Source organism: uncultured Veillonella sp., from assembly GCF_963522475.1.
In the GTDB taxonomy this organism is placed as follows: domain Bacteria; phylum Bacillota; class Negativicutes; order Veillonellales; family Veillonellaceae; genus Veillonella.
The window spans coordinates 117,259-143,090 of the sequence record NZ_CAUQYW010000003.1; the positions used below are offsets into that span (position 1 = coordinate 117,259).

Genomic DNA, 25,832 nt, shown 5'->3' on the forward strand with positions numbered 1-25,832 from the left:
CAGTAGTAAAGAACCGCCCTTAGGGGAGCGGTTCTTTATCATTATCTTAGCAATGTATATGACAGACTAAATTATTTCTTTTGTGCCTTAGCCCAACTATCGCGCAAACCAACAATACGGTTCATTACGATATGATCTGGTTTGCTATCCTTATCAGTTACAAAATAACCTTGGCGCAAAAATTGGAAATGATCACCTGGTACAGTTGTACCAAGACATGCTTCCCCCTTACTCTTGAATACTTGTAAGGAGTCATGATTGAAGTCTCCTAAGAAGTCTTTACCATCGGAGTCTTCTTTTAACAAGTAATCATATAAGCGAGATTCAATATCTACTGCAGTAGATGCTTCAACCCAGTGCAATGTACCTTTTACCTTACGAGTGCAACCGCTGCCGCTCTTAGTTTCTGGATCATATGTACAGTGTATTTCTATAATATTGCCATTTTCATCTTTAATAACATCAGTACATGTAATGAAGTATGCACCTTTTAAGCGCACTTCTTTACCTGGTGCCAAGCGGAAAAATTTCTTAACGGGCTCTTCCATAAAGTCATTGCGTTCAATGTAGATTTCACGACCGAATACAACTTCACGATTCCCCAACTCTTCATTTTCTGGATTGTTTTCAACTGTACAAAGTTCAGTTTGACCTTCTGGATAGTTTGTAATAACAACTTTCACAGGATCAATAACCACCATAGGGCGTGTAGCTTTAAGTTTCAAATCTTCTCGAATACAGAACTCAAGCAAAGCAATATCAACAACACTATCCGCCTTAGCTACACCAATGCGGTCACAGAAATCACGAATCGCCTCTGGAGTATATCCTCGGCGACGCAATCCTGAAATAGTAGGCATACGAGGATCATCCCAGCCAGCTACGAGGCCTGCTTCTACAAGAGCACGCAATTTACGTTTGGACATAACCATTTTAGTTACATTCAAGCGTGCAAACTCAATTTGTTGTGGAATTTCAGTGTCATCCCAATCTTCTAGTACCCAATCGTACAATGGACGGTGAACTTCGAATTCTAAGGTACAGATGGAATGTGTAATACGTTCAATAGCATCTTCAATAGGATGAGCAAAATCATACATAGGATAGATTTTCCACTCATTACCTGTATTATGATGTTCTGCATTTACAATACGATAAATAACAGGGTCACGCATAACGATGTTAGGATGCGTCATATCGATTTTCGCACGCAATACTTTTTCACCATCAGCATATTTACCATCTTTCATTTCTTCGAAAAGTTTTAAATTTTCTTCTACACTACGTTCACGGTATGGACTGTTAACACCTGGAGTAGAGAAATCACCTCGATTTTGTTTGATTTCTTCTGCCGTTTGATCATCTACATATGCCTTGCCAAGAGTAATTAATTTCTTAGCATATTCGTACATTTGATCAAAATAATCTGATGCATAACGTGGTTCATCAGCCCAGTCAAAACCAAGCCATTTTACATCTTCCATAATGGAGTTTACATATTCAACATCTTCTTTTGCAGGGTTCGTATCATCAAACCGTAAATTTGTTAACCCCTTATATTGCTTACCAATACCAAAATTAAGGCAGATGGATTTGGCATGACCAATATGTAAGTAGCCATTTGGTTCTGGTGGAAAACGAGTTAATACACGTCCACCATATTTACCAGTTTCATTATCTTTGTTGATAATAGCTTCGATAAAGTTAACGGATACAACTTCTTCAGGAGCTACAGTTTGTTCAATATCTTTATGTTCCAACATTCTAACCTCCATAGGATAAACATTCTTTTATTTTATCATATTTTGCATAATACCGCATATCTTTTGAGGTCTTGTGATATTAGTCGAAATTAGATAAATCAACGCCAGCCTTTTTAAGCTCTTCGATGGCAGATTCTAGATCCATTTGTGGTTTTTTATAGTTAACTTCTTCATTCACACAAGTTTTTAATGGTTTTTCGTGGACACCAGCGATAATATTATCAGCTGTCAAAATAGACATATCATAACGCGTGCGATCTGTATAGGAACCAATATGCGGTACAACGAGACAGTTTTCAACATCCAATAATGGATGATCTGCTGGCAATGGTTCTGGGTCTGTCACATCAAGCGCAGCATAATCAATTTCGCCTGTTTTTAAAGCGTTAATCAAAGCGTCCGTATCAACGATAGGACCACGACCTACATTTACAAATAATGCAGTGTTTTTCATTTTCTTAAAGAATTCTTCATTACACATGTGATAGGTTTCATCTGTTAATGGAGCCATTACACAAACTACATCACTAGTAGACAAGAGATCATCTAGCTCCATATACGTAGTTTTATGAATCTTATCATCTATACGTTGATTACGATTATGATATACAACGGTCATACCAAAGGCACGAGCACGACGAGAAATGGATACACCAATAGCACCCATGCCAATAATACCAAGGGTACGACGACTCAAATCAAACCCTTTAATATTAGAGGGTCTTTGTGCCCAACGTCCTTCTTTTACAAAATTAGCATTTTCCAAAATACGACGACTTGCAGTTGCAATCAAGGTAAAAGCAAGCTCTGCTACGGTCTCATTAAGAACGCCTGGCGTATTGCCATAAGGAATACCTGCAGCTGTTAATTCATCAATATTAACATTGTCATAACCAACAGCAGCCTGAGCAATGACCTTTAAATTAGGTGCATTTTTTACTAAATCACCGTCTACATCTAAAGGTCTTACACACCACAACCCATCCGCATCAACGAGCCATTCCTTTAATATTTCACGGGGCATAACAGTCTTTTCAGTCCATTGACGCACTTCTACATGCTCTTTTAAATAGGCAATAGCATCTTTACGAACTAAACCATTTACAACAACAAGAGGCTTTTTTTCCATATTTATGATCCTTCCAACAAAATTTCATTTAATATATTTAATAATTCTAATATTTTGTATCGAAATAAATTTGTTATATTATAAGTATATTTTATACTAGAAAGCTATGCTATACAACAAAAAGGAGTAAGGCTTAAACCTTACTCCTTTTTTAGCTTTTTAATTTGATTTAATTTGAATTATTTCAAATCTGCTGTACAGTTAGGGCATTTAACTGCATCAATGTGAATTTCTGTTTTGCAGAATTGACATTCTTTTGTTGTAGGTGCTTCAGCAGCTTCTTCTTCTTTCGCGCTTTTCATCAATTTAGCTAATGCGCGAACCATCAAGAACACAACAAACGCCAAGATTAAGAATTGAATCAAATCAGTAATGAATGTACCGTATGGCAATACAGAACCAACTGCACGAGCTGTATTAATATCAGCACCAGCCAAAAATGCATCTTTAGATGCAGCATTTAATGGTAAGTACAAGTTGCTGAAATCAATTCCACCTGTGAACAAACTGATAATAGGCATGAACAAGTTGCTTACAACAGAGTTAACCAATGCAGTAAAAGCAGCACCAATAATCATACCAATAGCTAGGTCCATCATGTTACCTTTGAATGCAAAAGCTTTAAAATCGTTCAAAAATTCTTTCATTTCTCACTACTCCTAGATACACTTAATTGAGAATGCGTTAATAACTGTACTAATCATAAAGGAAAGATGAAGAGATGTCAATAATTTTCGATGTAGTTTTTCGAATTTATTTAATATAGTTTTTCATAGCCCTATCTATTATTGTAATAAATCAATATTCATGCGTATTTTTCGTACCACCAAACATTTCATTAAGCTCACAGTACTTTTAACATACATAATAAAACATCATATTCTTTACATCATGTTTTATTAATTAAAGTTAACAATAAATAAACCGCTTTTAGCCTAAACACAAAGATAATACATTCGATAGTTATTTAATTTTATCCTCTATGACCTTCCCTTCTCGTAATGGTCCACTTTGTTCTTTGAGGCGAGCCAACATAACAGAAGATACGAACATCGCCACACCAGCGCCTATAGTTTCAATAGATAAGCTTTCACCAAAGAATAAGAAACCATAGAAGGAACTGATAAATACACCAACATATTGCAAGAATTGTGCTACTACAGCGTTAGTTGTAACAAAGGCGCCAGTCAAAAAGAACTGAGCTACTACACTAATACCACCAATAGCCAAGATGATAAGCCAATCTGTGCCTTGAGGCATAACGAGTTTATCAGTTGTAACAAGCCCTGCAATCATACCTGTAATCATAAAATACGCCATAATTTCGAAATTACTATGCTTACCTCGCTTAGATATAAGGCGAATCGTTGTATATGCAGCCGCAGATAAAGCAGCCCCTAAAATAGCTACTAAGGCAAACCAAGTGAACCCAGTAAAGCTAAATGGATTTACCATAACCATAACAGCTACAAAGATCAAAAGAAGCCACTTTCCAGCCCCTTTAGGTACTCGTTCTTTAAGAAATAAAGCACTAAAAATCAGAACAAATATCCCTGACGTTTGGAATAAAATTGTTGCATCAGATAACTTTAAATGCACCAAGGCTATAAAGTTACACACCATACCAAAGCCGCCATATAAACCACGCATAATAAGATGTCCTCTATCCTCTTTAGAGAATCGGATACCTTGGATATACATAACGATGAGAACCGCCACAGTCCCAAACAAGCCACGGAAAAAGGCAATTTCTCCAGATGGAATGTTGGAGCCTAGCATCTTTACAAACAAATTCATCGTACCCAATAAGAGTGCCGACAATAGTGCATACATAAGGCCTTTCTTAGCCATACTACCTCCTTATACATTTCTACTATAGTATAACTAAATAGTTACGTCCCTTTATTATCTAGTTATTTAATCTGATATACAGGAAATACAGAATAAAAAAACAAATATATGCCGCCCTTCTACTGAAAGGCGGCATTCTATTATTTAGAGAATGTATCTACAAAATCCAATATTTCTTGTTTCATATTTTCTTTATCAATTGCTTTGGTGAAACGCAAAGGTTTAGATTTCAATGCTTCCAATTGTTTAGGGAACGCTACACCTGTTACAGCAGAGATATTATCTAAACTTTCATAAGGAGTCTCTCCAACCTTGATATCTAATGCCTCACAAATAGCTGTAGGGAATTTAAATGGATGTGCTGTAGATGCGATAATTGTATGACGAGCACCATCTTCAGGATGTTTTTCCAATTCTTTCATATAAGCACCCATAGCTACCGCCGTATGAGGATCCATTACATAACCATAAGAATTGTATACTTGTTCAATAATAGCTTTCGTCTCTTCGTCATCAACATAAGCACCTGCAAAATTGGCTTTAACACGGCTGAATTCTTCTTCGTTAACAGACAATTTACCTGTTGCTTTTAAATCTTTCATCCACCCCGCGGTACGTTCACTATCTTCACCAGAAATATAGTATAAGAAACGTTCAAAGTTAGAAGATTCAAGAATATCCATAGATGGAGAAATAGTTGTATAGAACGGACGATTCATATCATATGTACCAGTTTCAAAGAAATCAGTAAGCACGTTGTTTTGGTTAGATGCACAAATCAATTTACCAATAGGAATACCCATTTTTTTAGCGTAATAAGCAGCCAAGATATTACCAAAGTTACCAGTCGGCACTACAACGTTAAATGCTTCATCTTCATGAATAGCACCTTGTGCAACAAGTTCTGCATAGGCATTCACATAGTAAACCACTTGAGGTGCTAGACGACCGATGTTAATGGAGTTCGCACTAGAGAACATAACACCTTTTCTAGCAACCTCTTCTGCTGTAGCCTTATCAACGAATAAGCGTTTCAAGAATTGTTGCGCATCATCAAAGTTACCATGAATCGCAGTGACATTAACATTCTCCCCTTCTTGCTTTTGCATTTGCTCCGCTTGCATTGGGCTTACGCCATCAGTTGGGTAGAATACTTGGATATGAGTACCAGGTACATCTTTAAAGCCCTCAAGGGCAGCTTTACCTGTATCACCAGATGTAGCCGTTAAGATGAGAACCTCTTTTTTCTCACCTTCAGCTTCTTTTGCCGCTACTAATAAATATGGAAATAAAGACAATGCCATATCTTTGAAAGCTTGTGTACGACCGTGGAATAATTCTAATACAGAAACCTTTTCTAATAAGGAATGTAACGGTGCAATATCACGAGTGCTAAAGTTAGAATCAGAGTACGCAGAATTAATCATTTCATTTAAATGAGATTCTGAGAAGCATGGGAACAACTTAGATAATACAACAGCTGCTACCTCTTGATAGTTTTTATCTTTTACATCATTGTAAGTTAAGCAGTTTGTAGGGAATAAAGATGGTACATATAGACCACCATCCTCTGCTAAGCCGTGCAACAATGCATATGTTTCATTTACCGCAACGGTACCGCGGGTGCTAGTATAATTCATAGAATACCTCATTCATAACTACAATGGATTTTACGAGTTTAATAGATTTATTATAGCATAAAAGCGCCCCTAAAAGGAGCGCTTCTATAGAATTTATATGGTATTTTCACTCAAATTATATGCTGCTAACAAAACTGAGCATCACAAACCATATAAATCATGCATAAACTAGCTATGCGGATTATAATTCGCCTTCTGCAATAGCATCCAATGTATCAAGGGATGGAATGAAGAAGAGCATACCTGTAATAGGTTTGGAATAATCAAGCAATTTATCATTTTGCGTAAACATATTAGTAAGCATTGTTTTTGTTACATCCCAGTAACGAGCATAGCCAATAAAGTATGTACCACGTACACCTTGACCCGGTTGAGCAAACGGTACATTCATGCGCACGATTTTATGTTCTTTATCATCGCGATTATCTTGAGCCACTACATTATGAGCTGCTGGATCTTTTTCATCATCTTCTAACTCAATATCGCTGAATTTACGACGACCAATAAACTTTTCTTGCATTTCTGTAGGAAGCGCACGCCACGCATCAAGATCGTGTTCATATTTTTGAGCAAACGCATAAGAGCCATTAATGAAATCAGGATCTTCATCACCAATAACGCCCCACTCTACAGCTTCTTGACCAACAGGGTTTTCAGTACCATCTACAAAATCAATGATGGCACGACCTTGTTCATAATGGAAGCCATGAGTTTCATCTACTACAGATGTAATAGGACGTAAGAACTCCATAATTTGATCCACTACAGTATATGTAACGGACTCATCATTGGAACGTACATGTAAGAATAAATCAGCGGCTACAGATGGTACGTCTTGTTTATCACCTTTAATACCTTGGAAGTCTTCTAACTCTTTTGGTACAGGTGCATTAGGGAATAAATAATCCCATGCTTTACGGCTGAAACCAAAAGCAATGCCCAAACCTTCACCATTTGCACGAATACTTACAGAACGTTTTATGGCTTGAATGCGGTCCGCCATATCTTGAATTACTTCTAGCTCTGCATCACGATCTTTACGATTTAATAATAATGTTGTAAAGTTTACACTTTGTCCAGCATCTTTATACACATCTTGTGTTCTAGAAATGTCTACTGCCATCCGTTACCTCCTAATAAGAAAAATTATTATATAGCAATCATAAGCTATTAAGCCCGTATTGTCTATAAGATATAAGACATACCATACTCAATAAACTCATCACAGCTATTAGAAAACCTTCAGAAAAGATGACATTTAAAAGCTTAAAATATCAATTGATCATATATTTTTTGGTATTTATTCAATCGGCTTATTATTTTCAATCGCAGTCGCTAAGGCATCAATTCTTTTTTTTAATAAAATGATGTCAAAATGATGTCATATATAATATATTTATTATATAGAACGATCCACTTCTTCACCATATAAACGCTCCATTCCTTGACGGGTTACAAGCCAATTTTTGCCCGACTTTCTAGCTTCATCATCGGTAAATTGTTTATTTGCATATCTTTTTAAACAGCATTGCTTGATAGAATCAGCTGGTACATTCCATCTTTCACCAGCCTCTTGTGTAGTCATGACGTCATCTAGTTTCATTACAGTACTCCTAATATTACTAATAGATTATAGACGGATAAAACAAAGGCAATAACAAGAAAAACCCGCACCAAAGTGCGGGTTTATTTGGTGGACCACCAGGGGTTCGAACCCTGGACACCCTGATTAAGAGTCAGGTGCTCTGCCAGCTGAGCTAGTGGTCCATGACATGACTAATTATATGCCCATTTTAGAGGAATGTAAAGAATATTTATTACATTCCTCTAAAACATATACATCAATATTGGCCTAACCAATCTTTCATAATATTACAAGCCTCTGTAGGCAATATATCTGTAGTACCTACACAGTCAACACCACTATATACTTGAAGGACACTATGAGTACGGCTTATCTCCTTAACAATGGCCCCAGTTAATTGAGATTTTGAAATGTTAAATGTAAGCCCAAAGCGACCAAAATAAGTAAATACTGTCTTTTCTGTATCATACTCCATATGAACTTGAAGCATTTTTCCACCCGGCCAGCAAGCCTCGACATGCTCCTTAGATCTTGGTTTCAGAAAATCCCAAAATCCCATACTATCCTCCAATACGCCACATTGGACGTTCAGGTTGTTCCATCCCTATTCCATCATGACGTTCTTGTTTACGTTGCAACGCACGTTCAATATGCATAGCTAAATCCTCTTCTGTCACACCATTACGAACAAGCGACACTAGATCAGCCTCGTCATCACGCAACAAGCATAAACGCATTTGCCCATCTGATGTAAGACGAACGCGATTACATGTATCGCAGTAGCTATGAGACATAGAAAAGATAAAGCCTATAGCCTTTCCACTTGGTAACGCTAAGTACGTAGCAGGGCCAAAGCCATATACAGAATGAACCTCTGTAAGAGATCCTCCACTAACACGTTCTAATTGAGCCTTCCATTCATCAAAGGTTGGACCATGGAACGCATCGCCTTGGAATGGCATATATTCTATAAATCGCCACACCACAGGCCATTTTTCTACATACTGTAACAAAGATTTAACCTCATCATCAGACCAATGGCGAGATAATACAGTATTAATCTTTACCGATTTAAAGTTCCCGCTAATAGCACTGCGAATACCATCTAATACAGAGTCTAGCTGCCCCTCTTTACCTACACAAGTAGCAAAGGCATCACTTTCAAGAGAATCCAGACTAATATTCACTCGGTTCAAACCAAGCTTTTTCAATCGTTGTGCTCGAGATGCAAATAAGCTACCATTAGTAGTCATAGATATATCCTCAAACCAACCAGTATCCTTAATACGAGTTAAAAGCTCTTCGATATGAGGATATAGCAATGGCTCGCCACCAGTTAAACGCACTGCTTTTACGCCGATGCGATGGAAAGCACCTAAAATAGTCATCCATTCATCAACTGATAATAATTGTGTTTGACTTTGAGGTGTAATTTCAGCAGGTCGACAATAGGGACAACAAAAATTACACGCATCTGTCAATGACAGACGTACATATTCAATTGTACGGCCCCATGCGTCTTTCATAACACACCTCGTTTATCCGACTAAGTTATTTGATAATAGATACTTCATCACCTACGTGAATCGTACCATTTTTAAGGACTTTGCCAAAGATGCCTTGTGTAGGCATGATACAAGATCCTACTTGTTTCATGATTTCACAGCCATGATGACATTCCTTACCAATTTGAGTAATTTCAAGAATTACATCCTTACCAATTTGTAATTGTGTGCCTACAGCCAATTCGTAAAGCACCATACCTTCAACAGTGATATTTTCTGCAAAATCACCAGGTTTTACATCCGCTCCTTGGGCACGCATATGATCGATACTTGCAATACCAAGCAAGCTGATTTGACGATGCCAATTGCCTGCGTGCGCATCACCTTCCATACCATGATCTACGATAAGATTAGCGGATTCAATATTATGTTTCTTCTGCCCTTTTCTCTCACTAATGGAGATAGCAATAATTTTTCCTTCTGCCATGTAACCCTTCCCTTCTTATGGGAACATACCATATATACACAACTTTATTTCAACATATAATTGCAGTCATTTTTATAATTTTCATGTTACTGAAAGCATCACAAAATTATTCTACAATTATCTATTTATTATAGCATAGTATTTACACAAATTTCCTGTGAATTTAATCACTAAAAAAGAACTCTGCTCTAAGGAACAGAGTTCTTTTTTAGTAATTTTTATCGGCGACCCATTTCTTTAATTTCGTCACCACGATTAACACCATTAAGTAGTAAATTAAGCAATATTGCCATAATACTACCGAAAGTGATGCCAGATTTTAAAATAATTTGTGCCCACGCAGGGAAATTAGCATAAAAGTTTGGCGCTGCAATTGGAATCATAGCTACACCAATACTGATAGCTACGAGCATTAAATTATGGTTGCCTTCAAAGCTAACCTTGCCTAAGGAACGAATACCACTAGCAACGATCATGCCGAACATGGCAATACCAGCACCGCCCAACACGGCATTCGGAATACTAGCTACGATAGCCGCTAATTTAGGGAATAACCCCAATAAAATTAAGATTACACCAGATGCAGCTACAACAAAGCGGCTCTTAACACCTGTTACGGCAATAAGGCCAACATTTTGAGCGAATGCTGTGTAAGGGAAGCTATTAAGAATACCACCGATAATTGTAGACACCCCATCAGCACGAATAATAGAAGCAAGTTCTTTACGACCAATTGGCTTATCTACGATTTCACCAATAGCGATACTATCACCAGTTGTTTCTACCATAACTACGAGCATTACGATAATCATGGAAAGTACAGACGCCCAATCAAAGGTTGGTAACCCGAAATAGAAGGGCTCAATAAACGCAATCCAGTGGGAACGACCAACTTCATCAAAGTTTGTAACACCCATGGCAAACGCAATCGCTGTACCTGCAATCAAACCAATCAGTACAGAAAGATTACTAAAGAATCCTTTGGCAAATTTATAAACAAATACGACAATTAAGAAGGTAAGGAACCCTAGTCCAATATTGGTAAAACTACCAAATTGAGGATTACCTACACCGCCTCCCATCCAATTAATAGCAACTGGCATCAAGTTAATACCGATAATGGTAATAATTGTACCTGTAACTACAGGTGGGAATAAGCGAATAAGACGACTAAAGAATGGAGCTATCAAGAAGGTAAATAAACCGGCTACGATAATAGCACCATAAATAGCAGTCATACCATGCTGAGCGCCAATCATGGCCATAGGTCCAACAGAAGCAAAGGTAACACCTTGGATCATCGGAATACGTCCACCAATTTTACCAAAACCTAATGTTTGGATTAATGTGGCGATACCGCAGGTAAATAAGTCCGCTGTAATTAATCGAATCAAATCTTCCATAGGTAAGTTCATGGCCTGTGCCACAATAATAGGTACAGCAACGGCACCTGCATACATGGCCAGTACGTGTTGTAAACCAAAGGCAAAGAGCTGTGGTATTGGCAACATACTATCGACCGTATTCATTTGTTTTTGATCTGTCATAATGTCTCCTACATTAAACCTCGAAATAACACCCATTTATTTTACACTATCGTTCGGATTTTAACAATAGAAAAAAGAGAACTCATTATTTTTAAAAGAAATAATAAGTTCTCTTTCAAGATTTTTCCGAACATTAGATTTTTAAAAGCCTTAATCATTCGAAATTTTCCAGAGTATTATTTTTTAGTATATGCAGTCATATATCTTATTATTTTAATCTGCTATTTTAAGCTAGCTATACATATAACGCTATAATTGCAGCTTCTTTATCATCTAAACCTGTTTCAATAGCATTCATTTTTGTGGTTATATCAGCTACAAATGCTTCGTCTTTAATACCTGATAAATTAATGCGTACATTTAGGAATGCCGCCTTTACTGCAGCACGAGCATTGATTGCAGCAATAATACCATCAGTAACAAGATTTTGATTACCTTTTTTAGATGCTAACTCTGCTAAATCAAAGATTTGATAGGCTAACTCGCCGACTTCAAAGGGAACCATCGCAGCATCTTTATAAGCTTGTTGAATAGCGGCAGTACGTTTAGACTTTTCTTCATCTGTATTCTTTGGCAAACCTAAGGCATTCATAAAGATATTAAATACATCTGCATCAGCTTGAGATAATTCGAGCATGCGATTACGAATAGATTCCGCTTTAGCTTGAAGATCTTTCATTTCAGATTGAACATCTTCATATCCCTTTTTACCAAAGGTTAAATTCGCCACCATTTCAGCTAATGCTGCACCAGTTGCAGCCGTTAAGGCCGCAATAGCCCCACCACCTGGAGTTGGTTCTTTAGATGCAGTAGCTGCTACAAAATCTACAACACGTTGTTCTATTAAATTCATAACAAGACCTCATGTAAAAGCGATAACAAGCTATCCTTGTTATCGCTTTGTCATTTCTATAAAAATATACAGGTAACACACTATATAAACTAATGAAAGCAGACACTACCAATAGGTAGTTAAGAAAATGTTTACTACAAAGAATTTATATTAGAATAAGCCTTTAATCGTACCGTCTGCTTCGATATCCATATTAAGAGCGGCAGGACGTTTAGGAAGGCCAGGCATAACCATTACATCACCGGTACGGCATACGATAAAGCCTGCTCCATTAGCAACACGAATATCGGATACAGTGATATTAAATCCTTTCGGCGCACCTAATAAAGCTGGATTATCAGATAAGGAGTATTGTGTTTTTGCCATACATACAGGTAAACGATCAAGGCCCCAATCAGCTAATTGTTTAATTTGCTTTTTAGCTTTATCTGTAAAGATAACGCCATCGCCACCGTAAATGGTTTTAACGATTTTATTTACCTTTTCCTCTAAGCTATCTTCTAAATCATATACAAATTTAGGTATTGGTTTAGAACCTTCAAGCAATTCAACGACTTTTTTAGCCATATCAATGCCGCCTTCGCCGCCTTTTTCCCAACATTCATTGAGCTCTACAGGTACACCAAAGTCATCACAGAGACGAGTCAATTCAGCAATCTCGGCATCGGTATCGGTAGCAAATTTATTAATTGCTACCAATACAGGCACATTGAAGTAACGCATATTTTCGATGGCTTTTTGCAAATTGCTGAAACCTTTTGTAACAGCTTCAACATTTTCATTGCTAAGTTCTTGTTTAGGCACACCACCATGCATTTTAAGAGCACGCAATGTAGCTACGATTACAATTGTATCAGGGAAAATATCACCGTAACGACATTTAATGTCGAGGAACTTTTCAGCCCCTAAGTCTGCACCGAAACCAGCTTCAGTAACTACGATATCACCTAATTTAAGACCAAGCTTTGTAGCTACAATGGAGTTACAACCATGAGCGATGTTCGCAAATGGACCACCGTGAACGATAGCTGGTGTATGTTCTAATGTTTGTACTAAATTTGGCTTTATGGCATCTTTCATAAGAAGGGCCATCGCACCTTGGCAACCTAGCTGATGAACATAAACAGGCTCACCTGCTAAATTACAGCCGATAACGATACGACCAAAGCGTTCTTTTAAATCTTCTAGATCTTTAGCCAAGCAAAGAATAGCCATGATTTCAGAAGCAACAGTAATCATGAAGTGCTCTTCTCGAGGGAAGCCACATACCTTACCACCAAGTGCTACGGTCACATTGCGAAGCGCACGGTCATTCATATCTAACACGCGTGTCCAAGACAACTGACGCAAATCGATTTGCAACTCATTGCCTTGATGAATATGATTATCAATCATAGCGGATAACAAGTTATTTGCTGCTGTAATAGCGTGCATATCACCTGTAAAGTGAAGATTAATATCATCCATCGGTACAACTTGGGCATAACCGCCGCCTGCTGCGCCACCTTTAATACCAAAAACAGGGCCTAATGATGGCTCACGCAATGTAGCGATAGCATTTTTACCAATTTTTTGTAACCCTTGTACAAGACCAATGCTCGTTGTAGACTTGCCCTCCCCCGCTGGTGTTGGTGTAATGGCCGTAACGAGCACAAGTTTACCATCTGGTTTAGATCCTAAACGACGAATGGCATCAAAGGAAATCTTCGCTTTATAATGACCATATTGTTCAATATCATCAGATGTTAATCCGCATTTATCAGCAATGACCTGAATCTTCTCCATTTTATTCTGTTGGGCAATCTCAATATCGCTTAACATAAAGCCTCCTCGGCACTAGGGCCACTTTAAACCTATATAACAACTATAAGACATGTATACTATTTTTTATATATGTCTACTGTGAATGTATATTTGTACACTTACATTAATCTATTATATGTGAAAGTCTGTTGATTGTCTAATAGTAATCACTAACAAAATAAGTAATATGTCTAATATATGATTGAAAGTATATATAACAAAAAATTACTTATTACACACAAGTGAGCAAAATGGCCCTGATGTAAATATACATCAGGGCCTTTCAGCAATTAGACTAAACTATTTAATAAAATTAACGCGTTTATATATCTCTTCTAACACTTCATCTTTTTTCTTATTATATTCAATCTTCTTTTCTTCAAAGTAGTTATTACCTTCCGCATCGATGGATACGATGAGCGGACCAAATTCTTTAACCTTAAAAGTCCATAAAGTTTCACACATGCCTAATTCTCTCCAATTAGCAGACTCCACTTTTTCGACTTCTGTAGCAGCAAGTACGGCATTACCTGCAGGGAACACACAGTGTAGTGCACCAAAGTCTTTGCAGGCACGTGCTGTTTCAGGACCCATGCCACCTTTACCTACAATGAGACGTACACCTGTCTTTTTAACAAATTCATATTCAAATTTTTCCATACGCATAGATGTAGTAGGTCCTACAGATACAACTTCAAATTCATTATCGCTTATAGTACGAATAATTGGTCCTGCATGAAGTATAGCCCCATCTTTAACATCAACCGGTAACGTTTTACCTTCTTCTACCACACGACGATGCCCCATATCACGACAGGTTGTAATATGCCCAGTCAAATAAATCACATCGCCTGGCTTAATGCCTGCTAAATCAGATTGTTGAATAGGTGTAGTTAATATTTTCTTAGCCATTATAATGTCACTCCTTTATGAGATTTAACTGTGCAATTACCATCCTTGTCAAATACGAGATCGCCGCGACGATGATTCCAACAACCTACACTAACAGCACAAGAAATAACAGATGGATGACGTGTACCATGTTCAATGTTCACACCTAAAACAGTTTTATCCCCACCCATACCTTGAGGTCCAATACCAATCTTATTAATTCCATCTTCTAACAATTGTTCCATATAAGCCGCTTTTTCGTTTGGTGCTTTTGAAGATACAGGGCGCATTAATGCTTTTTTAGATAATCCAGCAGCGGTATCAATAGTTGTAGCAATCCCTACACCTACCAATAGTGGAGGACACGCATTCAATCCATAGCTTGTCATCAAATCAAGAACAAACTTAGCAACGCCTTCATAGCCTTCGCCTGGCATCAATGTTTTACCTGACCCTGGCAAGGAACACCCGCCACCAGCCATATAAGGGAAGATTTCTACATCATCACGGCCGGGAATGATATCCCAGTGAATATAAGGTGCAGTGAGGCCAATATTTTTACCAGTATTAAACTCATCAAAAGTTTCTACACAGTTCAATCGTAATGGAGCCTCTTGTGTAGCCTTATAAGTTGCTTCTCTTAGAATATCTTCTAATTCTCCTAGTAAGGGATAATTAGATCCAACCTTTACCCAAAATTGTAATACACCAGTATCTTGACAAGAAGGACGATTAAGCTGAGCTGCTAAATCCATATTATGTTGCATTGTTTCATAAATAGATTTGGCCATAGGATTTTTTTCATCCTGTGCCAATTCATGAATTTTTTCTTGTACATCATCAGGCAATACCTTTGCCATATAAGAAATGAAATTAGCTATCTTATTTGTCATTTCTTGTACTTGTTGTTCCTTCGTACTCATCGCAAACCTCCAAAAAGACTTCAATATTTAAGATTTGATTATTTCTGTTTCGGAACCTTAGCTCCTTTCGATGATTCTATTCTACTCTTTTTTCAGTATATAACTATCCAATTTACAAGTTCATTTTAAATAATTAAATATCGTCAAAACTATATAAAATGCCTATAATCTAAAATTTTTAGCATTATAAAATATACAATTTCACCCATAATAAAACTAAAAAGAGTATTACTTATCTAAAAGTAATGCTCTTTAACCATATATCTATAGAGGATTATCATATATACAAAATCACCTATACCTAATGATTGTATATTTTTCAAATTATGTACATAGTGGAGCCATATCATCACCATATTGAAGCTGAAAAATTAAGATGATAGTTTTTTAACAACAATCTCCAGTTGTTCCTTAACGTCCTGTAATTTTTGATTAGCACTCTCTAATTCAAGACTATATAGAGAATCCGCTTTATAGGGGCCACAAGCTTCTAAGATCTTCATAATATCTTTTTCTTGAGTAGAAATAATTTCCTTCCAATCCTGTAACTTTGTCTTGCGTCCCATTTCTTTTGCTTGCTTTCTATATTCAGATGGAGTTGTATGGAACCGCTTCTTAAATGCCACATTGAAGGCCTTAATATCTGCAAATCCACAACTGCTAGCAATATGTGCGACTCCATCATTAGAGTTAACCAGACGGACTGTAGCCTCTCGCAATCTCAAGCGTAATACATACTCAAGAAAAGAAACACCTAACTGACGTTTAAAAAATTGAGATGTGTAGTTCACATTATAACCACCTATCTTTGCAATATCTTCTAGCTCAATCTTCTGTTGATAGTTTTCATCGATATAAGCAATCATTTTATCAAAGGTGGCTACGGTCATATCCGCAGGTTTTGTATGTACAGGAATAGACTTGACCGCATCAATTTCACGATATATAGCACTAGTCAAAGCCAAATAATGATGTTCCAGCCATAATTGATAATCAGGACTTTTACCATTCACCATTAACAACATCATTTGTGCTGCATTATGCCGTAATGACGTAAAGAAAGGATTATTCCGATTACTTGCATTTGAACGCAGTACAAATTGATACATTCCAAAGTTAGGATCAAAGTGTTGGAAAAACTCCTTACTTATATGAATAACAAGAGCTGTTGTATCCTCCTCTAAAGCCAACGTAGCATGTCCTACTTGAGGAGACATAATGATGCTATCAAGAGGTTCCATTGTAAAGACCTCACTGTTACAACTCATGTCTATTTGTCCCTTTAACAAAATTAAAATTTCTACCCCTCTATGCCAGTTGTAATGATAGGTACTAACCTTATATATATCACTATTAAAATCTATATGGTTATGTTTATAGGTATAGTGAAAGTAATCCATAGTTGCAAAACTCTCCCTGAAAAATCAAAAATGCATCCCTTATTAATCAAAGGGATGCATTCATTATGATATATATATTAAACAACGGTCAACAGTAATTTTATATTTATATATCATCAAAATCATAGATTTAATATTTCTACATTTTAATTACATAACTGCTGTAATCGCTGCTGCTAAACCGAAGAAAATGCCCGGTGCATTAGCCAATGCAACAGGGATATCTCTATGTTCTTTGAACAAACCATAAACCACCCACAAAGTACAGTTAATAGCTGCTACGAGTGGTTGGATCCAATCACCAGTACCAGGATGCGCTAGATTATGCATGATTTGTGGGAAGTAAGACACATACATAGCTACAGCCGTAACTGTTGCAACTTTACCTACATTTTCCATAAATTTTACTTGATTCATTATATCCTCCAAAATGATTAATTTACGATTGTTTGTAATACCTGATGAAGTATATTCTACTCATTTTAAGGAATCTAACTATCCAAATTAAAAGGTAGTTTTTTTAGTAAAACTTACATAAAACGATGATTTTCTATTGATTTATTATATTTTGATCTCCCGACAATCTATAAATCCTCCCCCATAAAAGGTATCAAAAAAGCACTACTTATCAATAGTAGTGCTTTTTAGGTAACTATTTGATGATTTTTTATATAGAAAATCACCCAATTCTAACGTTTATATATGTATCAAAAATATTTGTTAATATTTTGCTAACGCGCCCCAGGCTATGAAGATATATATTCTATCAAAATATACGGAATTAATTATAAGTCTTTTACAACATCAGCTAACTTCTCTTTCAAATATTCTAACTTTTTACTCATGAATTCTAACTCATCCTTCGCTCGTGAATCATCTTCATAGGATAAGAATGAGTGAAGTAGATTTAGAACATCTTGATTTTCTACAGAAATAATTTCCTTCCAGTCTTGCAGTATCATTTTACGCCCAATATTCTTTACTTGTTTGCGATACTCTGTTGGTGTTATATGGAAATGCTTTTTAAAAGCCACATTAAAAGCTTTAACATCGGCAAAGCCACAATCACTCGCAATTCGTGCTACAGCCTCATCGGTGTTAATTAAACAAAGAGTAGCCTCTCGAAGTCTCAAACGCAAAACATATTCAACAAAAGAAATGCCCATTTGCTTTTTAAAGAACTGAGATGTATAGGCAACATTATAGCCCCCAATTTTTGCAATATCTTCCAACTCTATTTTCTGCTCATAATGCTCATCAATATAGGCAATCATTTTATCGAACGTTGCTGGTTTTATATCACCAGGTCTAGCATTTTCATGAATCTTTTTAATGGGATCAAACTCTCTAAATACATCCCCAGCCAATGCTAAGTAATGATGCTCTATCCACATTCGATGTACCGGACTTTCACCTTTAGTCATCAATAACATCGTCATAGCTGCATGATGCCGTAAGGTTGTAAAGAATTGATTGTGACGAGTACTATTATCTGAACGCAATACAAATTGATAGGCGCCAAAATCTGGATCATACTGTTGGTAAAATTCCTTCCCTACATGAATGACAAAGGCAATGACATCCTCTTCCAAAGCTAATGTGGCATGTCCCACTTGAGGAGAGATAATGACCACATCAAGTGGTTCCATCGTAAATGCCTCACCATTACAACTCATTTCCATTTGGCCTTTTAATAAAATAAGAATCTCTGTCTCACCATGCCAGTTGTAATGATATGTGCCAACTCTATATATATTACTACTAAACTCTATGTAATTATGTTTATATGAATAGTCGAAGTAATCCATTACACTTTTACTCCCTAAGGCAATTTCGCTCTTAACTCCTTTTCCTGTGATTTACCCACTTCTAACAAGGCAGATTCATCTTGAGTCCAAGGACCAAATAAAATTTTATCTACCACAGTTCCAATTGATTCAGTACACAGTTTTGAATTATATACTTGTTCTAAATCACGTTTATACACTTGAATACTTTCAAAGACTCCACTCTGTTCTAGTTCAGTAATATTAGCGACCAAAGATTTTACAATTCCATCATGATGCTCTTTAGGTGTCGCTCTAGCTTGCAACGGATCTACTACAAGCATTTCTAGATAACGTAATTGTGTCGTCAAATAGGATAACTCTGGCTTAGTAGCAATCAAACAAAAGTCTACGGTATAGCCTTTAGATTTTAATAATGTAGCTGTATTAATTGGTACTGACGCTGAACGCAATGTACCTTCAATAATTAAATTGTATTTTAAAGAGCTTAATTTATCAATTATAGCCTCTACCATCTTCCCAGCAAAGACCTTTGTGTAATCTATACTATCAACACCATATTTCTCTTGTAGCTCTCTAAAATGTGGATGCTGAGCACGATAAGTGTCACCATCAATGACAATATAGTCTCCCTTAGACTCCATCATTTTTACACGATGAATTGTAGTTTTCCCAGCTCCACTTTGACCACCCAAAATAACAGCATGAGGCGTACTAGATATATTTTTATTAAAAGTTAGCAAGTCAATGGTACGTTCTAAAGCCTTATCAAAGTCTTTAGAAGTATAGGACTCAATATCGGATACATCACTATTCGATTCAAAACCTTTTGCATCACTTACATTTTGAGAGGCTTGTGCTAATGACTCTTTAATATTGCTTTCAAGGTCTACCATATCTGACTTTAGAGCCTCTAACTCATTGATAGATGTAGCTATATATAACTCTGTATTTACGATATTAGAATATGCTTTTACGCACTCTACAAAATCACTAGTTTCGCTTCTCTCAACTAACTTACAGAGACGCGCTAATGTTTCTGCACTTTGTTCTTTTAGAACTTCTATTTGTAATGTTAAATTATATTGCTCAATGATATTCATCGTTTAGCCCTCTAAAGCATATAAAAACGCATCCCATAGAAATCCAAGGGATGCATTCATTATGATATATTTATTTAACTACGGTCAACAGAAATATTAAACCCACTCTAAGGCATAAACTGTGACACATATCAGATAGCAGGTAGCAAATCTAATAGATACACATCAAAGGTATCGCCCGGATGTACTTCATGTACACCACGCGGAATACATGCCAATGCATTCACCGTATATAGGCCTAACATACTACTACTATTAAAATGACGATTAGCCACAAAATGTGGGGCACCACCGCCGAATACGACTTTACCTTGTACATAACGATCAAAAGCATTACGCTTAAAGATTTCTGAATCCATTACGCAGGCTACTACTGGTGTGGTCCAGTTTACCAAGCCTTTATAACGCTTTAAGGTTGGTGCTACGATTAGATGCCAACCATTAAATGCAGCCCCAGGATTACCAGATAGACCAAAGATGATTTGACCGTTTGGTGTCATAGCACCATAGGATGCAGCACCTGGACGCATTTGAATGCGCTCATAAATGGATTTAGCTCCTAATTTTTCATAAATTAGAGGCATTGTATCAAACAGCCCTACAGATACACCGCCAGAGCTGATGATAACATCAGCATTTTCACTGAGTTTCATTACATGGTCAATTTCAGAATCAAGTGCTTCTGGAGCATCACTCACATGATAGTGCGTAATCTTATGAAACCCTAAATCCTCCAAGAGTCCACAAATCATAGCTCTATTAGAGTTATAAATTTTACCAGGTGTTAAACTTTCACCAGGTTCAATCACCTCATGACCAGAGGTAAGGACTAGCACACGAGGCATTGCATTGACAGCAACCTCAGTCAACCCCAGACCAGTCAAAATAGTTTGTACCGTTGAGGTTACCTCTGTTCCACGAGGAATCACAATAGTGCCAGCACTACATTCCTCACCTTGAGGGATGATATGATCGCCACATTTGTATTTACCTTGAATTGTGATTGTTGTACCTGGTTCTCCGGAACCAACCACCTGTTCTTGCATAATAACAGTATCACATGTATCTGGTATAGGTGCGCCTGTCATAATACGCACTGCATGGCCTGGTGCAACAGGGTGTTTCCATACAACGCCGGCGCCTATAATACCGTCAACAATATACTCATTACACTCTGCTTTGAAGGAAATGGCATAACCATCCATAGCAGACTTCGGAAAGGCTGGTACATCTGTGGGTGCAATAATATCCTCTGCCAACACATATCCTTTAGCAAACTTAACATCAATCGTTTCTACTTTATGAACTTGCGTTTGTAAGGCCTCATCCCATAATCGAAGGGCCTCTTCAACAGTAACGACGGCCATGTAAACTCCTCATCATTTCCTGTATGTGACGTACTAATCCAGGTACGTCTTGGTCTAACTTGCTAATTTCAATTGTAGCTACTCGGTCCGTTGCATCCGAGATAAGCTCTTCCGTATGTCCCTCTTGTGTTACCTCTATAATTGGGGCAATACCTTGGGACCGTGTTTCTAGTATAACTATATCTACAGGCATAAACTGTGATATTTCATACAGATTAGATTGTTCTTTCGTCCGTATCCGAACCGCTGTTTCATTAGGCCCAGCAATAGCCACCGCATCAGCTCCCGCTCTATAAGAAAGGTCTGTATCGGTCCCTTCATGATCCATTTGAAAACCATGCTTATCACTCTTTACAACACCAACAGAAAGTCCCGCTTGTTGTAATTCAGATACAAGACGAGTTACAACCGTAGTCTTACCAGTTTTGCGTTTTGATGCTACAACACTGATAAGTGGAACTCGACGAAACTCATTTTCTGCTAAAGCACGAGCCCATTGATAGTCATCATAATGATTTACATTACTTAACTCCCAACCATAATCTACGGCATCAATAGTTTCAACATGACCAATTATATCAAGGGCATGATGCAATGATACATCCTCACCAGCCAGAATAGTTGGAAGTAATGATGCAATATGCGGTTTGTAAATACCTGCCATAGGTTCTGGCTTGCCAGTACCTCCTGTAGGAACTATGGCAATCCAATTGTTATGATTCACTTGATATAGCCAATCATAATATAAATCCATAGACATAAATGGCATATCTACAGCCATCACCGCATATGCAGAACTGGGCCCAACAGCTAGTGCACTATAAAGGCCACCGAGCGGACCACAGCGTTCAACAATATCCCGAACAATAGAAACTTTTTCTTTTTCATCATTCGATAATGTATCAATAATGTGTGTCTGAATAGCATCACGTAATTGCTCATCATCACCAATAGAGATAAGAATATCTGCTACATCTGCATCTAAGCCTTTACGCAACGCATGAGATATGAGGCTTTCACCATTAACCCAAGGTAATAAAGCCTTAGGCTGTCCCATACGAGAACTCAAGCCACCAGCTAAAATTATTAAACCTAACTTATTCACGATGTCCTAATCCTCGTTTTACACCTTTATATATGAATAACAAAACAATAATATTTAATATACCATCAGGTATCATATAAGTAGCATTATAAATCATGGAATAAATCCACGGATTTTGACCTTGGGGAGCATAGCTAGCAAACACAACTGCACCACTCACAACAGTAGCAATCCAGCGCAATGCAATACCTACAATAGAGCCTGTGATAAGACCAGAAATAGAATCCCTGAAATACCCACATACACCAATAGCACCATAAGCTACTAGATAATCTAATAAAATACTTAAATAATGTACAGATGATTTAAATCCTAGAATAAAGTGTAAGATACCATATACAACACCGGCAAAGATGCCCCTTGTTCCTCCCCAACGGTATGCATAGATCATAAGTGGGACTAAAGCTGCGGCCTTAATAGAACCACCTTGCGGCATATGGAAAACTGTAATAAATGACAATACTTGTGCAATTGCAATTGCTACCCCTGCCTCTGCGAGCATGCGAGTTTTAGACTGATTCATGTTATTCAACCTCCTATTTACCATATGTATATATAACTATATATAGTATTTATATAATCTACTTGTATTGTACTACACATCCTTCCTGAGTCCAAACAAAATATTCGGAACGTATTGAAAATTTTACGACTCTCTTGTATAATGGTACAGGTTCAACTTGTAATACTCGAAGGAGATATAGAAAATATGATTAACACAACGAACATCTTTGATTATGAAGACGTGCAATTAATTCCTAATAAATGTATCGTAACTAGCCGTAGCGAATGTGATACACATGTAAAATTAGGTAATCGCACATTCCGCTTGCCAGTAGTTCCTGCAAATATGCAAACTATTATCGACGAAGAATTAGCAGAAAAATTAGCTCGTGAAGGTTATTTCTATATCATGCATCGTTTTCAACCAGAACGCCGTATGGACTTTGTAAAACGCATGCACGACCTTAACTTATATTCTTCTATTTCCATTGGTGTAAAACCAGAAGAATTTGCTTTAGTTGACGAATTCAAAAAAGCAAATTTAACACCTGAATACATCACAATCGATATTGCTCACGGTCATTCCAATGCAGTAATCGATATGATTCAATACATCAAAAAGAACTTACCAAAAACTTTTGTTATCGCTGGTAACGTAGGTACTCCAGAAGCAGTTCGCGAACTCGAAAATGCTGGTGCTGACGCTACTAAAGTTGGTATTGGCCCTGGTAAAGTTTGTATCACTAAATTAAAAACTGGCTTCGGTACTGGTGGTTGGCAATTGGCTGCTGTACGCTGGTGTGCCAAAGCAGCTACTAAACCTATCATCGCTGACGGTGGTATCCGTGATCATGGTGACATTGCTAAATCTATTCGCTTTGGCGCTACTATGGTTATGATTGGCTCCCTCTTTGCAGGGCATCAAGAATCCCCAGGGGAAGAAAAAATCGTTGACGGCAAAGCAGTAAAAGAATACTTTGGTTCTGCGTCTGAATTCCAAAAAGGGGAACGCAAAAACGTAGAAGGTAAAAAAATCTTCATCGATTCCAAAGGTTCTATCTTTGATACATTAGTTGAAATGGAACAAGATTTGCAATCTGCTATTTCTTACGCTGGTGGTACTACTCTACAAGCAATCCGCAAAGTAGACTATGTACTTGTTAAAAATTCCATCTTCAATGGTGACCGCTAATATAATATTACATGTAAAAGCCACAGGATAAATCCTGTGGCTTTTTTGTATGTAATCAATATGATCTACAACATATTCGTAATAACATTGCCATATTTTATAAAATTAGCCCCAAAGACATACCGTCTTTGGGGCTATTATTTAAGCTTCAGCTTCTTTTGATTTATCCATTAACATATAGGCGTATTTACCTATACCTGCACTTACTACAAGTAATATAGTCAATACGATAAATGCTACTGTAAGGCTTGTGCCATGAGCAATGAACCCAATCAATGCTGGTCCCATCAAAATCCCCATATACCCAAGCATAGTAGATGTTGCCACAGCTTGTGTCATAGGAATAACATTTTGTTCCCCCATAGCAGAGAATAAATTTGGTACTACCATAGCTAAGGAGATACCAAGCAATAAGTAGGTATACATAGAGCCATAACCTGGTAAGAATACGATAAGTCCCATTGCAATAGCGCCTAACAAATAACCGCCAACAACAACTTGTTTAGAGGTTAAATGTTTACCAATTGTATTTCCCAACAAACGACCAATACACATAGTACCATTAAAGAGCATAACGCCCATAACAGCTTCTTCGATAATGATACCTTTATCTTCGAATAAGTATAAGGCACTCCAATCACCTACTGCACCTTCAACTAAATAAGATACAAAAGACAAGAGACCAAAGATAATGGCAATGGGATGGAAAGATAATGGGCTTTTAGATTTTTTAACAACCTTTGCATTTGGATCACTACCAAAGGTCAACATAAATTGACTAACCACAACCATGGCAATGAATAATACGATAAGAAGTCCCCAAATACTTTCATTAACAGGTAAGGACAATATTTTTAAGAGCACCAGCAAAACACCGGCACCAGCAAAGCCACCTAAGCTCCATCCACCGTGATAGGCACCCATTAAGTGTTTCTTACTCACCTTTTCTGTCAAGATAGCTTGTAAATTGGCAGACGCACCACTTAAGCCGACGCCAATACCAAAGAAGAATAAAGCAGCTGTGGTCGTAGCAATTGTAGAACACATGGTAACAATCGCAAGAGATAACATCCCAATAAAGCTAGCTAGTAAAACGACTTTCTTGCAGCCAAAGTTCTCTACTAGCTTACCAGCTATGGCCATGGACAAACAAGAACCTACACCGAGCACTAAAATCATGGAACCCAATACATCTTCACCGATACTAAGCTTTGCTTTTAAATATGGCACAAAGCCTGCCCATAAAGCTGTATACATACCGGGAATAAAAAATCCCCCAAAGGCACCACGAATATTTGCTGTTGAAATAGAAACTTGAGTGTTCATTACATCCTTTCTGGCTTCTAGAACCGTCCGGCGAAGAAAGGCCCTTTTTATCCGCAATGCGCTAAAACTTG

At 37.3% G+C, this 25,832-nt stretch carries 24 protein-coding genes and 1 tRNA gene; 1 reads left to right on the top strand and 24 read right to left on the bottom strand.

The window, feature by feature from the left end; translation table 11 throughout:
• Positions 1–71: 71 nt before the first annotated feature.
• The 23 genes from RWP19_RS02820 to thiT form a co-directional block, all read right to left on the bottom strand.
• Positions 72–1,760, bottom strand: coding sequence for a glutamine--tRNA ligase/YqeY domain fusion protein (locus RWP19_RS02820; protein WP_314356441.1), 1,689 nt, complete (start codon positions 1,758–1,760; stop codon positions 72–74).
• 82 nt (positions 1,761–1,842) lie between these two features.
• Positions 1,843–2,892 (bottom strand): D-glycerate dehydrogenase, encoded by a 1,050-nt coding sequence (locus RWP19_RS02825; RefSeq protein ID WP_295289372.1) that lies wholly within the window; start codon positions 2,890–2,892, stop codon positions 1,843–1,845.
• 179 nt (positions 2,893–3,071) lie between these two features.
• Positions 3,072–3,539 carry a large conductance mechanosensitive channel protein MscL gene (mscL, locus tag RWP19_RS02830; protein ID WP_314356386.1) on the bottom strand — a complete coding sequence of 156 codons (468 nt, stop codon included), beginning with the start codon at positions 3,537–3,539 and terminating at the stop codon, positions 3,072–3,074.
• Between the two features lie 316 nt (positions 3,540–3,855).
• The gene (locus RWP19_RS02835) at positions 3,856–4,743 is read right to left on the bottom strand and encodes a DMT family transporter (RefSeq protein ID WP_314356387.1); all 888 of its coding nucleotides are present in this window, start codon (positions 4,741–4,743) and stop codon (positions 3,856–3,858) included.
• 140 nt (positions 4,744–4,883) lie between these two features.
• Complete coding sequence (thrC, locus tag RWP19_RS02840; RefSeq protein ID WP_314356388.1) at positions 4,884–6,383, bottom strand: threonine synthase; 1,500 nt, start codon at positions 6,381–6,383, stop codon at positions 4,884–4,886.
• Between the two features lie 181 nt (positions 6,384–6,564).
• Complete coding sequence (locus RWP19_RS02845) at positions 6,565–7,506, bottom strand: Dyp-type peroxidase (protein ID WP_314356389.1); 942 nt, start codon at positions 7,504–7,506, stop codon at positions 6,565–6,567.
• A gap of 276 nt (positions 7,507–7,782) precedes the next feature.
• Positions 7,783–7,986 (bottom strand): helix-turn-helix domain-containing protein, encoded by a 204-nt coding sequence (locus RWP19_RS02850; protein WP_314356390.1) that lies wholly within the window; start codon positions 7,984–7,986, stop codon positions 7,783–7,785.
• 88 nt (positions 7,987–8,074) lie between these two features.
• Positions 8,075–8,150, bottom strand: a tRNA-Lys gene (locus RWP19_RS02855).
• Between the two features lie 74 nt (positions 8,151–8,224).
• Positions 8,225–8,527 (bottom strand): hypothetical protein, encoded by a 303-nt coding sequence (locus tag RWP19_RS02860; RefSeq protein ID WP_295287052.1) that lies wholly within the window; start codon positions 8,525–8,527, stop codon positions 8,225–8,227.
• Position 8,528: 1 nt separating this feature from the next.
• Positions 8,529–9,494: a GTP 3',8-cyclase MoaA gene (moaA, locus tag RWP19_RS02865; RefSeq protein ID WP_314356391.1), complete on the bottom strand. Its 966-nt coding sequence runs from the start codon at positions 9,492–9,494 to the stop codon at positions 8,529–8,531.
• 25 nt (positions 9,495–9,519) lie between these two features.
• On the bottom strand, positions 9,520–9,960 hold the full coding sequence (locus RWP19_RS02870; protein WP_314356392.1) for an MOSC domain-containing protein: 441 nt from the start codon (positions 9,958–9,960) through the stop codon (positions 9,520–9,522).
• A gap of 218 nt (positions 9,961–10,178) precedes the next feature.
• Entirely contained in the window at positions 10,179–11,507 is a 1,329-nt protein-coding gene (locus RWP19_RS02875) for a nucleobase:cation symporter-2 family protein (protein WP_295259262.1), read from the bottom strand.
• Between the two features lie 235 nt (positions 11,508–11,742).
• Positions 11,743–12,360 (bottom strand): cyclodeaminase/cyclohydrolase family protein, encoded by a 618-nt coding sequence (locus RWP19_RS02880; RefSeq protein WP_314356393.1) that lies wholly within the window; start codon positions 12,358–12,360, stop codon positions 11,743–11,745.
• Between the two features lie 150 nt (positions 12,361–12,510).
• Positions 12,511–14,181: a formate--tetrahydrofolate ligase gene (locus RWP19_RS02885; RefSeq protein WP_314356394.1), complete on the bottom strand. Its 1,671-nt coding sequence runs from the start codon at positions 14,179–14,181 to the stop codon at positions 12,511–12,513.
• Between the two features lie 282 nt (positions 14,182–14,463).
• Entirely contained in the window at positions 14,464–15,075 is a 612-nt protein-coding gene (gene ttdB / locus RWP19_RS02890) for a L(+)-tartrate dehydratase subunit beta (protein ID WP_314356395.1), read from the bottom strand.
• Complete coding sequence (gene ttdA, locus RWP19_RS02895; RefSeq protein ID WP_021148394.1) at positions 15,075–15,977, bottom strand: L(+)-tartrate dehydratase subunit alpha; 903 nt, start codon at positions 15,975–15,977, stop codon at positions 15,075–15,077. Before ttdA ends, ttdB begins: the two co-directional genes overlap by 1 nt.
• 371 nt (positions 15,978–16,348) lie before the next feature.
• Positions 16,349–17,377, bottom strand: coding sequence for an AraC family transcriptional regulator (locus tag RWP19_RS02900; protein ID WP_314356396.1), 1,029 nt, complete (start codon positions 17,375–17,377; stop codon positions 16,349–16,351).
• 150 nt (positions 17,378–17,527) lie between these two features.
• Complete coding sequence (locus tag RWP19_RS02905) at positions 17,528–17,794, bottom strand: SemiSWEET family transporter (RefSeq protein ID WP_295216247.1); 267 nt, start codon at positions 17,792–17,794, stop codon at positions 17,528–17,530.
• Positions 17,795–18,162: 368 nt separating this feature from the next.
• Positions 18,163–19,185: a helix-turn-helix domain-containing protein gene (locus RWP19_RS02910; protein ID WP_314356398.1), complete on the bottom strand. Its 1,023-nt coding sequence runs from the start codon at positions 19,183–19,185 to the stop codon at positions 18,163–18,165.
• Positions 19,186–19,199: 14 nt separating this feature from the next.
• Positions 19,200–20,267, bottom strand: a complete 1,068-nt coding sequence (locus tag RWP19_RS02915; RefSeq protein ID WP_314356399.1) for a zeta toxin family protein — start codon at positions 20,265–20,267, stop codon at positions 19,200–19,202.
• 131 nt (positions 20,268–20,398) lie between these two features.
• A complete protein-coding gene (locus RWP19_RS02920) occupies positions 20,399–21,634 on the bottom strand; it encodes a molybdopterin molybdotransferase MoeA (RefSeq protein WP_314356400.1) in 1,236 nt (411 codons plus the stop codon).
• Positions 21,615–22,739 (bottom strand): molybdopterin-guanine dinucleotide biosynthesis protein B, encoded by a 1,125-nt coding sequence (mobB, locus tag RWP19_RS02925; protein WP_314356402.1) that lies wholly within the window; start codon positions 22,737–22,739, stop codon positions 21,615–21,617. Before mobB ends, RWP19_RS02920 begins: the two co-directional genes overlap by 20 nt.
• Positions 22,732–23,262, bottom strand: coding sequence for an energy-coupled thiamine transporter ThiT (thiT, locus tag RWP19_RS02930; protein WP_314356403.1), 531 nt, complete (start codon positions 23,260–23,262; stop codon positions 22,732–22,734). Before thiT ends, mobB begins: the two co-directional genes overlap by 8 nt.
• Before the next feature lie 186 nt (positions 23,263–23,448).
• Between thiT and RWP19_RS02935 the strand changes: the two genes are divergently transcribed.
• A complete protein-coding gene (locus RWP19_RS02935; RefSeq protein WP_314356404.1) occupies positions 23,449–24,435 on the top strand; it encodes a GMP reductase in 987 nt (328 codons plus the stop codon).
• A 141-nt stretch (positions 24,436–24,576) separates the two neighbouring features.
• Here RWP19_RS02935 and RWP19_RS02940 read toward each other — a convergent pair whose 3' ends face one another.
• Entirely contained in the window at positions 24,577–25,761 is a 1,185-nt protein-coding gene (locus RWP19_RS02940) for an MFS transporter (protein WP_314356405.1), read from the bottom strand.
• Between the last annotated feature and the right edge of the window lie 71 nt (positions 25,762–25,832).